Source organism: Nocardia goodfellowii, from assembly GCF_017875645.1.
GTDB classification, from domain to species: domain Bacteria; phylum Actinomycetota; class Actinomycetes; order Mycobacteriales; family Mycobacteriaceae; genus Nocardia; species Nocardia goodfellowii.
Genome location: NZ_JAGGMR010000001.1, coordinates 713335 through 726775 on the forward strand (window position 1 = coordinate 713335; position 13441 = coordinate 726775).

The following is a 13441-nucleotide window of genomic DNA, read 5'->3' on the forward strand; positions in this document are numbered from 1 at the left end:
TGCGGCAGCCCGAACCGCCGGGGCGGGACCGTCTCCGGTCCCGCCCCGGCTTTCTCCACCGAGCTCACTTGCTCAGCGTCGTGTATCGGAACTTGAAGGAACCGTCCAGGGTGACGCCCTGCACGCCGGTGCCGGCCACCGCGATCTGCTTACCGGCGAGCAACGGCAGCGTCGGGATGTGCTTCTCGGCGATGTCCTTCTGGATCTGCTTGATGATCTCGAGCCGCTTGGTCTTGTCCGGCTCGGTGGTCTCCGCCGTCAGCAGCCGGGTGATGTCCGGATTCTCGAAGTGCGATTCGAGGAAGTTGTTCGGCGCGAAGAACGGGGTCAGGTAGTTGTCCGGATCCGGGAAGTCCGGGAACCAGCCCAGCTGGTACATGGGATACGCGTCGCGCGCCCGTTCCCGCTGGTAGGTCACCCATTCGGTGGACTGCAGGTTGACCTTGAACAGCCCGCTGGCTTCCAGCTGCGACTTGACCGCCGCGTATTCCTCCGGGCTGGAGGGCCCGTAGTGATCCGGGTTGTACTGCAGATTGAGCTCGACCGGCGTGGCGACTCCGGCGTCGGCGAGGAACTTCGCCGCCTGCTCCTTGTTCGGCTTGGCGCCGTAGAGGTCCTTGAACGGCTCGATAGCGCCCGGCTGGCCCTGCGGCACCGGCGAGTACGCGGGCACGTAGGTGTCCTTGTAGACACCCGAGGCGAGCGCGTCACGATCGACCGTGGACGACATCGCCTTGCGAATGGCCAGCTTCTGCTCGGGGCTGTTGCCCGGCATGGTGTTCATGTTGAACACGATGTAGCGCAGTTCGCCGCCGGGGCCCTCGTGCACCTTCACCTTGTCCGAGTTCTTCAGCGACTCCACGTCGGTCGGCGTGAACGAGCGGTAGGCCGCGTCCAGTGAGCCGTTCTGCAGATCCAGCTTCATGTTGTCGCTGGTCGCGTAGTACTTCGCGGAAACCTGCTTGGTCTTGGGGGTACCGAGGATGCCCTTGTAGTCCGGGTTCGCTTGATACTCGACCAGTTTGTTCTTGTCGTAGCTGGCGATGACGTACGGGCCGGAGTAGCCCTTGGCCTTCACGACATCCTCGTCCGGCATGACTTTGTCGGCGGGATAGACCTTTTCGTCGACGATCGGCCCGGCTTGGGTCGGCAGGATCGCCGCGAAGGTCTGATCGTTGGCCACCTTCAGGGTGAAGTTGACGGTGAGGTCGTCCGGAGCGTCGGTCTTCTCCAGATTCTGCAGCAGCGAGACCGGACCGTTCGGGTCGTCGATCTTCACCATGCGGTCGAAGGAGAACTTGACGCTCTTGGCGGTCAACGGGTTCCCATTGGCGAACTTCAGGCCTGGCTTGAGCTTGCAGGTGAACACCGTCGGCGCGCTGAACTCGCACTTCTCGGCCGCGTCGGGCTTGGGCGTGGTGTCGCCGGGCTCGAAATTCAGCAGATACGAATAGATCTGCGTCTCGGCGACCAGTGAGCCGTTGTCATAGGCGGCCGCCGGATCGAGCGCGAAGATCTTGTCCGTCGTGCCGACGACCAATCCGGCGCCGTCACCGTTGTCGTCCTGCTTTCCGGAACCACAGCCCGCCACCACCGACGACGCCAGCGCCGCCAGACCGACGGCAGCCACCACTCTCGTTCGGGTGCGCTGCCCAGGCGTCTTTGAAACCAACATCAGGCCCCACTTCTCGTGCGTGACCGCACCTGGTCGTCCTGGATCACAGGGCGGGTGCGGACACGGTGAACTAGCGATATATCCGGGGAACCTACCCAGGAACCATTTCCGGCGAGTTGCGTTTTCGAAGAAAAAATCACCGGGGTGTTAGCAGACGAACTGAGTCCTGCGGCGGTGGAGTCCCCTTGACAGGTCATATGTCCAGGTTGGTTCGGATTTCGCGTTCACGGTGTCTCGAGTAGGTCACGGCACCGGCGCTGACAAGACAGCCGAAACGACGAAGGCGGCCCCGCGGGGCCGCCTTCGGTCATGGGTTCGATATCAGGGGCGGCTCAGCGCGCTCGCGTTCGCGTTCTCGCTCAACAGCATTGCCTCGGACTGGCCGCTGAGCATGCCCTCCAGGACGTTCTTGCCGATGGCCGCCTCGGTCGGCAGCGGGATCGGGTAATCACCGTCGAAGCAGGCCGCGCACAGGCGGGACCGGGGCTGCTCGGTGGCGGCGATCATGCCCTCGGTGGAGATATAGCCGAGGCTGTCCGCACCGATGGAACGGCGCACGGCCTCGATCATGTCGTCGTAGCTGTCGTCGGCGCCGGCGCCATTGGCGATCAGCTCCGCCCGCGAGGCGAAGTCGATGCCGTAGAAACACGGCCACTTCACCGGCGGCGAGGCGATACGGACGTGGATCTCCAAGGCGCCCGCCTCGCGCAGCATGCGAACCAGGGCGCGCTGGGTGTTGCCGCGCACGATGGAATCGTCCACGACGATGAGCCGCTTACCGCGAATCACCTCGCGCAACGGGTTCAGTTTCAACCGGATACCGAGCTGGCGGATGGTCTGGCTGGGCTGGATGAAGGTGCGGCCGACGTAGGCGTTCTTCATCAGGCCCTGGCCGTAGGGCACACCCGAGCCCTGCGCGTAGCCGACCGCCGCGGGCGTACCGGATTCCGGCACCGGGATCACCAGATCCGCGTCGACCGGATGCTCCTTGGCCAGGCGGCGGCCGATCTCCACGCGGGTGGCGTGCACCGAACGGCCGGAGATGGTGGAATCCGGCCGAGCCAGATAGACGTATTCGAAGACGCAGCCCTTGGGCTCCGGATTGGCGAAACGCATGGAGCGCACGCCCTCGGCGTCGATCGCCAGCAGTTCGCCCGGTTCGATTTCGCGGACGAACGCGGCGCCCACGATGTCCAATGCTGCGGTTTCGCTGGCGACCACCCAGCCGCGGTCCAGCCGGCCCAGGCAGAGCGGGCGCACACCGTGCGGGTCACGCGCGGCGTAGAGCGTGTGCTCGTCCATGAAGGTCAGGCAGAACGCGCCTTTGAGCGTGGGCAGTAGTTCCATCGCGGCCTGCTCGATGGAGGAATCGGCGGCGGCGTGCGCGAGCAGCGCCGTCATCACGTCGGAGTCGGAGGTCGCGCCCACCGGTTGCGGCCGGCCACCCTGCACGCCGGCACCGACAAGGCCGAGTTCCCTTGCACGGCTGGCCAGTTCGGCGGTGTTCACGAGATTTCCGTTGTGCCCCAAGGCAAGTCCGGAACCGACCGAGGTGGTGCGGAAGATCGGCTGCGCGTTCTCCCAGGTCACACCGCCGGTGGTGGAGTAGCGGCAGTGGCCGACGGCGATATGCCCCGGCATGGCCGCGAGCGTCTGCTCGTCGAAGACCTGGCTGACCAAGCCCAGGTCCTTGAACACGAGGATCTGCGACCCATCGGAAACCGCGATACCCGCCGCCTCCTGGCCGCGATGCTGTAGCGCGTAGAGCCCGTAGTACGTGAGCTTGGCCACGTCCTCGCTCGGGGCCCAGACACCGAAAACACCACACTCTTCGCGCGGTTCGTTCTCGTCCTGATCGGGATTGACGGCCTGGCTGACGTCGGTCAACGTTTGCTCCCTATTCGGGCGGGCTGGGGGCAACATCATTCTACGGATGAAAATCGAGCACCGAGCACCGCCACCGCATACGGGCGGCAATCCACCGGCAGGAGTGACCGGAGACACCGGGCGCGGGTGCCGAATATCGGCTCCGACTGCTGTTAGCGTCCCCGACGTGACGACATCGGCGGAAGTGGAGAACACCCGGGCCCCTCGATTGCGACCACGCGCCTGGCTCGCACCGATCGTGGTGCTGACGCTGTTCATGGCGCTGCTGGGCACCATGTACCTCGCCTATGTGGTCGACCCGGAGAAGAATCTGCACGACTTCCCGATCGCGCTCGTGAACCAGGATGTGGGTGATGTCACCGGACCCCCGGAGGCCCGACAGCCGGTGAACTTCGGCAGTCAGATCGCCGCGGCGCTGAAGCAGAACATCCCCGCCGACAAGATCGATCTGCGGGAACTCGGCATCAACGAGGCCGAACTGCAAATGCAGAACGGCGAGGTCTACGGCGCCATCCTCATTCCCAGCGATTTCAGCAAGCGACTCGGCATTCTCGGCGTCGGTAGCGTGATCCCCGGCGATATCCAGCGGCCGACGATCACCCTGCAGACCAATCCGCGCACCGGCGCGTTCGTCACCAGCATCGTGCAGAAGGTGGGCAACGAGGCCCTCACACAGGTCGACAAACAGGTCGGTCAGCAACTCACCGAGCAGGTCAATACCCAGCTGACCCCGCCCGACGGGGGCAAGCCGCCCGAGCTCACCGCCGCGACCCGGCTCGCGCTGGCCGACCCGGTCGAGATCATCGTCGAACCGTTCCGGCAGTTGCCCTCGGGCACCGGCGAAGGCCTGACGGCCTTCTTCTACGCGCTGCTGTTGTTGCTGGCCGGTCTGGTCGGCTCGATGACCATCCACACCATGATCGACGCGGCGCTGGGTGTCGTGCCCACCGAATACGGACCGTGGTTCGTGCACTATCCCCGTACCCGGATCTCGCGCTGGACGACGCTGCTGATCAAGTGGGGTGTGATGGTCGTGACATCGGTGGTGGTGTCCGGGGTCTTCGTGCTGGTCGGCAAGGCCCTCGGCATGCCGATGAGCAATTCGTTCGCGCTGTATCTGTATGGGGTGCTCGCGATCGCGGGCGTCGGCATCACCGGGCTGGCCATCCTCGCGGCCATCGGCTCGGCGGGCCTGCTGGTGAACCTGATCCTGTTCATCATCCTGGGCCTGCCCTCCTCCGGCGGCACCGTCCCGATCGAGGCCACTCCCCCCTACTTCAGCTGGCTGGCCCAGTTCGAGCCGATGCATCAGGTGTTCCTCGGCGTCCGGTCGATCCTGTACTTCGACGGGAACTACCAGGCCGGTCTGGCGCGCGGCGTCTGGATGGCGGTGCTGGGCATGGCCATCGGACTGGTACTCGGGCTGCTGGTCACCCGGTTCTACGACCGCAAGGGCCTGCATCGCGGGTCGGAGATCGTGGTCGACAGCTAGCTCAACCGATTGCCGGTTTGGCGATCGGGAGCCAGTGGGCGACTTCGGCAGCGCGACTGCCCGACGCGGTGACGGCGCCCGCGTCGGCGGCCGCGGCGAAATCCAGCAGACCCGTGGCCAGCAGCAGCCAGGTGCGCGGATCGGTTTCCACGACATTGGGCGGGGTGCCGCGAGTGTGGCGGGGACCCTCGATGCACTGGACGGCGACGAAGGGCGGGACGCGGACCTCCACCGAATGGCCCGGGGCGGCGGCGGCCAGAGTGCGGGCGGTGGTGCGGACGGCCGCCGCGAGCGCCGCGCGGGGCGGCGCGGCCTGAGTCTCGTCCACCAGCCAAGGAGTTACCGCCGCCACGGCTGCGCGCAGCTCGGCGGGGTCTACGGTTGCTCGTCCTGCCACGCAGGCGAGATTACTGCGCCGGTCCGACAGGCCGGCGGGCCAGGCGCGGAGCGATGACGCCGTCCGCGTTGAGAGCCCAGTGCAGCAGGAAGGGGGCGGTGGCGCTGCCGCTGCGGCGGCGGAGCCAGCCGAAGGTCAGGCCGCCGAGAGTGGTGAGGGCGATGGTGCCCGGCACACTGTCGCCGGCGGCGCGCGCGGGGTGGATGTGCCAGAGGCCGAAGGTGAGCGCAGCCAGGACGGCGCCCCGGCGCGAGCCGAAAGCGTTGTCCAGAAACGGTTCCAAGGTGCCGCGGAAGACGAGTTCTTCGCTGTAGGCGGTGCCGATGGGGATGTGGATTGCCGCCCATTCAGCGGGTGACACCTCGGGATCGTGGTCGGCGAGTTCGACCAGTTTCGCGCGGAGGGCTGGAATTGCGAGTATCGCAGCATATCCGGCGGTGGTGGCACCGGCACAGATGAGGCCGATTCGCAGGCCGCGCGCCGAAAACCAGTGTGGTGCACCGTGGAACGCCAGGGCGTACGCGCTCGCGAAGGTGGCGTTGGCGGCGGTGCGGCCGCGTAGGTTCAGGCGGAGATTGGGTAGTAGGAGGTTGTTCCAGAGCAGTGGGATACCCACGGCCGCAATGGTTCTCGCGGGGCTGCTGGATCCCGGCGTCCGCCGGGATGACAGTCGCGTCGCGGGGTTGTTCACTTGAGCTCCCGCTCCAGATCTTCGGCGGCTTCCAGCTGCGCGCGGATCTTGTCGGAAAGATCGGCGGTCCAGCCGGGAGGTTCGGCGATGGCGACCCAGCCGTCCAGGACCAGCGAACCGTAGCGGTGGCCGTGGCCGTCGGTGACGCCCTGCGCGTTGGTCAGGTCGGCGGCGACCTGCCAGAAGGTGACGAAGGGCCACCAGCGCATCTGCGAGGAGACATCGGACCCGCGCGGTTCGGCCAGCCAATCCGGTTGGGAGAAAATGAGATCCGTGGACCACCAGACGATGGGGTCGGACGGGTGCTGCAGGTACGCGATCCGGGGCGACCGCCATTCGGTGCTGGGACGGGCGAGGTCGGCGCTGTCGGCGGCGAAACGCACCACCAGCCCGTCGGCGTACAGGGGCTCGACCTCCCGAGAGCCGGGGTCGCGACGCGAAACCAGCTGCTTCCACATCTGATTCGAGTTGGGCGGGCCCACCCAGAGCGCGCCGTCGACCTTCGCGCGGAGATCGGAGAGACCGGCGAAGGCGCCCTCCGAACCCTGGGAGCCGAGGCTTTCGCCGTAGACGAGCAGCTTGGGACGAGACTCCGGTGCGCGGGCCGACCAATGCGAATGGACCGCGTCGAACACCAGCTTGCCCGCGGTGGTGGCCTTGCCGCGGTCGGCGAGGAAGGACAGCACGCTCGGCAGATAGGAATACTGCGAGGCCAGGATCGCGGTGTCGCCGCCGTACATGTACTCGATGGCGCCGGCCGCCATGGAATTCACCCAGCCGGTGCCGGTGGTGGTGACGACCACGATGACCTTGCGATCGAAAGCACCGGTGCGCTCGAGTTCGGCGGCCGCCAGCTGCGCCTGGGCCTCGGGGCCGCCCGCGGCGGATTCGAGGCCGACATAGGCCCGAATCGGTTCGCGGGCGGGCTTTCCGGTGAGCTCGGCGATCTGACTCGCGGACGGGCCGTGCGAGACGAACCAGCGGCCCTCGAAGCCGAGGGTCTCCCATTTGGCCAGCGAGGCCGGGCTGCCGGAGCGTTCCGGCAGCTGCGGTTGGACCGCGTTCGCCGAGGTGTGGTCGTTGCGGACGCTGAAAGCGGAGTTGGCGACGGCGAAGAAGGCACGGGAGGCGACACCGTTGACGACCGTCACCGTGAAGATCGTGAGCAGCAGCAGACCGAGAGCGGGCGCGAACTCCCGGGGCACGCGGATCCAGCGGTTGAGCTGGCGTGCCAGCGCCAGCACGATTTCCCGGATGGTGCGGTAGCCCGCGACCACCGCGGCGCCGACGACCAGGCTCAGCAATCCGGTACGCAGGTAGGCCGGGGTGGTGGTGCCTTCCATACCCATCAGCGCCGTGATCTCGCGCTGCCAGCGCGCGGACTGCACCAGCATCAACCCGGCGCACAGCGCGGCGGTGAGCAGGATCGCCGACTTCACCGCATAGCGCACCCAGGTCGGCGGGACGGCCGCGCGCAGTCGCGGGCCGAGCTTCGGCGAGTGCCGCACCCAGACCCGGAACAACCACTCCAGCACACAGCCCACGCCGTAACCCAGCGCGGCGTTGATGCCACTGATCAGACCCTGGAACAACCAGTCCCGCGGCACCAGTGACGGTGTCACCGACAACGCGAAGAACAGCGTCGCGAAGATCAACCCGACATAGTTCAGATCAATGATGTCCTCGACCCGGCGCACCACTACGACGCCGCGCGTACGCAGCTTCGTCAGGGCACCGGCCTTCTCGAGCACCCGAACAGTATGCGGGGTTCGTCCACCGGGACCGCGCTCCGCTCGGCTTTCGCCGGGCGAAAAGGCGTCCGCGTGGCAGCACGGGTTCCTCGGCATGTCGCTGTTGTCCAGCCACCACGCGAACGGGGCCGGTACCCGAAATGGGTACCGGCCCCGCCTGTTTCGCCGTTTATCAGGCGGTGTGCGCCCCGAACAGCTCTGGCAGCGTGCCCTCGAAAGCCGTGCGCAGTTCCGCCAGCGGAACCGTGAACTGGCCCTGCACCTCGAGCTCGTCGGAACCCTGATCCACCACGCCGATGCGCACCCACGGCAAGCCGCGCGCGTCGCACATCTTGGTGAAGCGGGTCTCCTCGGTGCGCGGCACCGCCACCAGTACCCGGCCGGCGGACTCGGAGAACAGCTGGACGAACGGGTCGGAACCCTCGGGAAGCAGGATGCGGCAGCCGGTTTCCCCGGCCAGCGCGGCCTCCACCACGGTCTGCGCCAGACCGCCCTCGGACAGGTCGTGCGCGGCGCTGATCATGCCGTCGCGGGAGCCCGACTTCAGCACCTCGGCCAGCAGCTGCTCGCGGGCGAAGTCGACCTTCGGCGGCACGCCACCGAGGTGATCGTGGGCGACCTGCGACCAGATGGAGCCGCCGAACTCATCGCGGGTCTCACCGAGCAGGATCAGCGTCTCACCGGGCTCCAGGCCGAGGCCGGTGGGAATCCGGCGGTGCACGTCGTCGATGACACCGAGCACGGCGACCACGGGGGTCGGCAGGATGGCGTCCTGGCCGGTCTGGTTGTAGAAGCTGACGTTGCCGCCGGTGACCGGAATGCCCAGGGCCACACAGCCGTCCGCGAGACCGCGCACGGCCTGCTGGAACTGCCACATCACGCCCGGATCCTCCGGCGAACCGAAGTTCAGGCAGTTGCTGACGGCCTTCGGGGTGGCGCCGGTCGTGGCGACATTGCGGAACGCCTCCGCGAGCGCGAGCTGCGCACCGGCATAGGGGTCCAGCTTGGTGTAGCGGCCGGAGGCGTCGGTGGCCAACGCGATACCGCGGCCGGACTTCTCGTCGATCCGGATGACGCCCGCGTCCGCGTTCTCGGCGAGCACGGTGTTACCGCGCACGTAGCGGTCGTACTGCTCGGTGATCCACTTGCGGCTGCACAGCTGCGGGCTGGCCAGCATCTGCAGCAGCGTGGCGCGCAACTCGTCGCCGGTCTTGGGGCGCGACAGGTTGTCGGTGGTGTCGGCGATCAGCGCGTCCTGGTAATCGGGGCGCCGCACCGGGCGCTCGTACACCGGGCCCTGGTGCGCGACGGTGCGGGGCGGCACGTCCACCACGGTCTCGCCGTGCCAGGTGATCACCAGGCGCTCGCCGTCGGTGACCTCACCGATGACGGTGGCCAGCGTGTCCCACTTCTTGCAGACGGCCATGAACGCGTCCACGTTCTCCGGGGTGACCACCGCGCACATCCGCTCCTGCGATTCGCTGGAGAGGATCTCGGCGGGGGTCATGTTGGCGGCGCGCAGCGGGACCTTGGTCAGGTCGATGTGCATGCCACCGTCACCGGCGGCCGCGAGTTCGGAAGTGGCGCAGGACAGTCCGGCGCCACCGAGGTCCTGGATACCGACGACCAGACCGGCCGCGTACAACTCCAGACAGCACTCGATGAGCACCTTCTCGGTGAACGGGTCGCCGACCTGCACAGCGGGCAGCTTCTTGCGGCCGGTGCCTGACTCGTCGCCGGAGAAGGTGTCCGAGGCGAGCACGGAGACGCCACCGATGCCGTCGAGGCCGGTGCGCGCACCGAACAGGATGATCTTGTTACCGGTGCCGGATGCGAAAGCCAGGTGCAGGTCCTCGACCCGCATGACACCGGCACACAGCGCGTTCACCAGTGGGTTGCCCTGGTACGAGGCGTCGAAGACGGTCTCGCCGCCGACATTGGGCAGGCCGAGCGAGTTGCCGTAGCCACCCACGCCGCGCACCACGCCGTCGACCACGCGCCGGGTGTCCGGGTGGTCGGCCGCGCCGAAGCGCAACTGGTCCATCACCGCGATGGGCCGCGCGCCCATGGCCATGATGTCGCGCACGATGCCGCCGACGCCGGTGGCCGCGCCCTGATAGGGCTCCACATAGGACGGGTGGTTGTGCGATTCCACCTTGAAGGTGACCGCCCAGCCGTCGCCGATGTCGACCACGCCCGCGTTCTCGCCGATGCCCGCGAGCATCGACGCCTTCATCTCGTCGGTGGTGGTCTCACCGAAATAGCGCAGATGCACCTTCGACGACTTGTAGGAGCAGTGCTCGCTCCACATCACCGAGTACATGGCCAGCTCGGCATCGGTGGGCCGGCGGCCGAGAATCTCCTTGATGCGGGCGTACTCGTCGTCCTTGAGGCCGAGTTCTTTGTACGGTTGCGGCGCATCGGGGGTTGCTGCGGCAGCGCTGACGGTATCGACCTGCGGAGTCACGGAGTACCTGGGTCCTTTCGGCCGGGCCTGGGGAACGGCAAGCAGCGACACACATTGTCACTGGGTTGCGGCGAGGTGCCTTGGCCCAGTCTAGAGGGAGCGCCCAGGTCACCCGGTGCCTACCCGGCTAGAGAACCGGGGAGCATTTGCTCACCAATTGCGATTCGCCGAGCCCGAATCCACATCCACCGATGTAACGCCTTGTCAAAAGCCATTATCTGCCCCTGAAAGCCAGGTTGCCGAACACTCTCCCGAAGATGCCCACCCCACTACGCTGTCCGCCGTGAGCGCACGCAGCGAAAGTCACACGATGGCTCACTCAGTCATGATGGACCCAGGGGCAGCGAGGCGGAGTCATGAGCGGGCGTAGCGAGCGATCCATGCGGCAGTGCACACCGCGCATGCCGCAGTCGAGCGGCGGGGTGCGGGGATGAGAGGGCGATCAGGGCTGGAAGTAGACCGGCGGTGGCTGCTGGGGGCGGGGGTGGCGTTCGTCGTGTCTGTGCTCGTGTCGTTGCGGGCGCATTGGTGGCGGGGGTTCATCGACCTGCTGGTCTATCGCCATGGGGCGCAGGCTTGGCTGGACGGCAGCGACCTCTATGGCGAATTGCCGCAGGTGCTGGGTATTCATCTGCCGTTCACCTATCCCCCGCTGGCCGCGCTGTTCTTCACGCCGCTGGCCTTGCTGCCGCTGCCCGCGGCCACGGTGCTGATGATCACGCTGTCGGTGCTCGGTCTGGGGATCACGCTGTGGCTGGTGCTCGCCCGGATCCGGCCCGAGCTCGAGCGACCGCTGGTCCCGGCGCTGGTCGTCGGTGCCGTCGCGGCGGCGCAATTGCTGGAGCCGGTGCGGCAGACCATCGGGTTCGGGCAGATCAATGTGCTGCTGATGGCGGCGGTCACCGCGGATTGCCTGGTCCGCAAACCGTTCTGGCCGCGCGGCATGTTGATCGGAATCGCGATCTCGGTGAAGCTGGTTCCCGCCGCGTTCCTGCTGTATTTCCTGCTGCGTCGCGATTGGAAGTCGGTCAAGACCATCGTCCTGGCGGCGCTCGGCGCGGTGGGCGTCGGTTTCGTGTTGTTTCCCAGGGATTCGGTGCAGTACTGGTTCCACACCATCGTCGACACCGGACGCATCGGGTCGCCGCATTTCGCGGGGAATCAATCGATCAAGGGCCTGCTGTTCCGGCTCGGACTCGACGCTCCGGTGGCGACCGCGCTCTGGCTCACGGTGTCGGCGATCGTCGTCGCACTCGCCGTGGTGTGGATGCGCGGACTGCTCGACACGGGCGCGACGGTGACCGCCTTGCTCGTGAATGCCTTTGCCCTGCTGCTGATTTCGCCGGTGTCCTGGTCACACCACTGGGTCTGGACGGCACCGGCGCTGCTGGTCGCCGCGAACGCCATCCAACGCGGTAACCGCAACCCGTGGTTCCTGGGCTCGGTCGCCGCGTGCGCGGCGCTGCTGCTCATCGGCCCGCAGTGGCACCTGCCCTGGCGGGGCGAGCTGGCGTGGACCTGGTGGCAGCAGCTCGTCGGCGGCAGCTATGTGCTGGCCGCCCTCGCGGTCCTGGTGGCCGGGGCGGCTCAGTCCGCCGCGGTGGGCGTGAGGAAGGCGGCAAGCGCGGCCGCGTAGGCGGGCACGTCCGCGGTGCCCATCATTTCCCGCGCCGAGTGCATGGCCAGCTGCGGTGCGCCGACGTCGACGGTGCGCATACCGGTGCGCGCGGCCGTCATCGGGCCGACGGTGGACCCGCACGGCAGATCCGCGCGATGGACGTAGCGCTGCAACGGAACTCCCGCCTGGGCACAGGCCAGTGCGAAGGCGCCGGCGCCCGCGGCGTCGGTGGCGTAGCGCAGATTCTGGTTCACCTTCAGCACCGGGCCGCCGTTCACCTCGATCCGGTGCGCGGGCTCGTGCCGATCCGGGTAGTTCGGGTGCGTCGCGTGCGCCATATCGCCGGAGGCGACGACGGAACCCGCCAGCGCCGTGAGGAATTCGGATCGGCCACCGCCGCGCGCCAGCACGATCCGTTCCAGCACCGTCGGCAGCAGATCCGATTGCGCGCCCCGGTCGGACTGACTGCCGACCTCCTCGTGATCGAACATGACCAGCACCGGGACGGCAGCGCCGGGCTCGTCGATCGCCGCCAGGAAGGCGTGCAGACCGGCGTAGCAGGTGCCCTGGTTGTCCAGCCGGGGCGCGCTGAGCAGGTCGTGATCACGGCCGATCAACCGGCTCGGGGTCAGGTCGTGGGTCATCAGTTCCCAGCCGAGCACCGCCTCCGGTGCCACGTCCGCCCGTTCGGCGACGTACTCCAGGAACGGCTGGGGCCGCCCGGCCACCGCCCACACCGCGTTCACATGCCGCTGCGGGTCCAACTGGACCGCGCGCCGGTCCTCGGCGAGGTGGATGGCCAGCTGCGGCACCCGCAGGATGGGGTCGTCGATGCGAACCAGCTTGTCCCGCACGGTGTTTCCGGCGCGCACGCTCAGCCGGCCGGAAATGCCGAGCTCGCGATCGAGCCAGGAGTTCAGCCACGCCCCGCCGTAGGGTTCCAGGCCGACCAGCTGCCAGCCCGCGCTGGACAGATCCGGCTGCTGCTTCACCCGCAGGTTCGGACTGTCAGTGTGCGCGCCCAGGACCCGGAACGGCAGCGTGGTGTCCTCGGTGCTCGCCCAGGCGATCAGCGAACCGCCGCGGATCACGTAGTACCGGCCCGGCGCGGCAGGCCACGGGGCCGCCTCCGCCAATTCGGTGAACCCGTGGGCGTCCAACTCCGCCGCGACGGTCCGGCAAACATGGAACGGGCTCGGCGAGGCATCGATGAACTGGCACAACCCCGTGGCCGTGGCAGCGGTGGTAGTCGCGGGCATGATCATGATCGTATGCGCCGCCGGATAAGGGCGATCTCCTCGACCTACTCCCGCGCCTCGATGCCCGTCCGAGGGAAGGCGAGTGAACGGCGCATGACCCCGAACGCGTCCGGGTTCCGAGATGCACGCGGGTAAGGCCACCGACTTGGCTTCGCAAATGCAATTTCATTTGAAAATTCAAGAGCGGTGATCCGCAAGAGACAG

General features: G+C 67.5%; 9 protein-coding genes. 2 read left to right on the top strand and 7 right to left on the bottom strand.

Going from position 1 to position 13441, the window contains the following annotated elements; all coding sequences use genetic code 11:
* Positions 1–64: 64 nt before the first annotated feature.
* Together BJ987_RS02770 and purF are read right to left on the bottom strand one after the other, a co-directional pair.
* Complete coding sequence (locus tag BJ987_RS02770; protein ID WP_372446925.1) at positions 65–1633, bottom strand: ABC transporter substrate-binding protein; 1569 nt, start codon at positions 1631–1633, stop codon at positions 65–67.
* Between the two features lie 363 nt (positions 1634–1996).
* Positions 1997–3562 (bottom strand): amidophosphoribosyltransferase, encoded by a 1566-nt coding sequence (gene purF, locus BJ987_RS02775; RefSeq protein WP_209884363.1) that lies wholly within the window; start codon positions 3560–3562, stop codon positions 1997–1999.
* Positions 3563–3728: 166 nt separating this feature from the next.
* On the opposite strand from purF, the gene BJ987_RS02780 reads away from it, so the two are divergent.
* Entirely contained in the window at positions 3729–5054 is a 1326-nt protein-coding gene (locus BJ987_RS02780; RefSeq protein ID WP_307869432.1) for a YhgE/Pip domain-containing protein, read from the top strand.
* A gap of 1 nt (position 5055) precedes the next feature.
* On the opposite strand, the gene BJ987_RS02785 is transcribed toward BJ987_RS02780, so the two are convergent.
* The 4 genes from BJ987_RS02785 to purL form a co-directional block, all read right to left on the bottom strand.
* Positions 5056–5451, bottom strand: a complete 396-nt coding sequence (locus tag BJ987_RS02785; RefSeq protein WP_209884367.1) for a sterol carrier family protein — start codon at positions 5449–5451, stop codon at positions 5056–5058.
* A gap of 10 nt (positions 5452–5461) precedes the next feature.
* Entirely contained in the window at positions 5462–6067 is a 606-nt protein-coding gene (locus BJ987_RS02790; RefSeq protein WP_307869434.1) for a CPBP family intramembrane glutamic endopeptidase, read from the bottom strand.
* A 71-nt stretch (positions 6068–6138) separates the two neighbouring features.
* Positions 6139–7893 (bottom strand): alpha/beta hydrolase, encoded by a 1755-nt coding sequence (locus tag BJ987_RS02795; protein ID WP_307869435.1) that lies wholly within the window; start codon positions 7891–7893, stop codon positions 6139–6141.
* Positions 7894–8065: 172 nt separating this feature from the next.
* Entirely contained in the window at positions 8066–10360 is a 2295-nt protein-coding gene (gene purL, locus BJ987_RS02800) for a phosphoribosylformylglycinamidine synthase subunit PurL (RefSeq protein ID WP_209884371.1), read from the bottom strand.
* A gap of 430 nt (positions 10361–10790) precedes the next feature.
* Between purL and BJ987_RS02805 the strand changes: the two genes are divergently transcribed.
* Positions 10791–11996: a glycosyltransferase 87 family protein gene (locus tag BJ987_RS02805; protein ID WP_209884373.1), complete on the top strand. Its 1206-nt coding sequence runs from the start codon at positions 10791–10793 to the stop codon at positions 11994–11996.
* Here BJ987_RS02805 and BJ987_RS02810 read toward each other — a convergent pair.
* On the bottom strand, positions 11948–13237 hold the full coding sequence (locus BJ987_RS02810) for a M18 family aminopeptidase (protein ID WP_209884376.1): 1290 nt from the start codon (positions 13235–13237) through the stop codon (positions 11948–11950). The two genes, BJ987_RS02805 and BJ987_RS02810, sit on opposite strands and share 49 nt — an antisense overlap.
* Positions 13238–13441 lie beyond the last annotated feature (204 nt).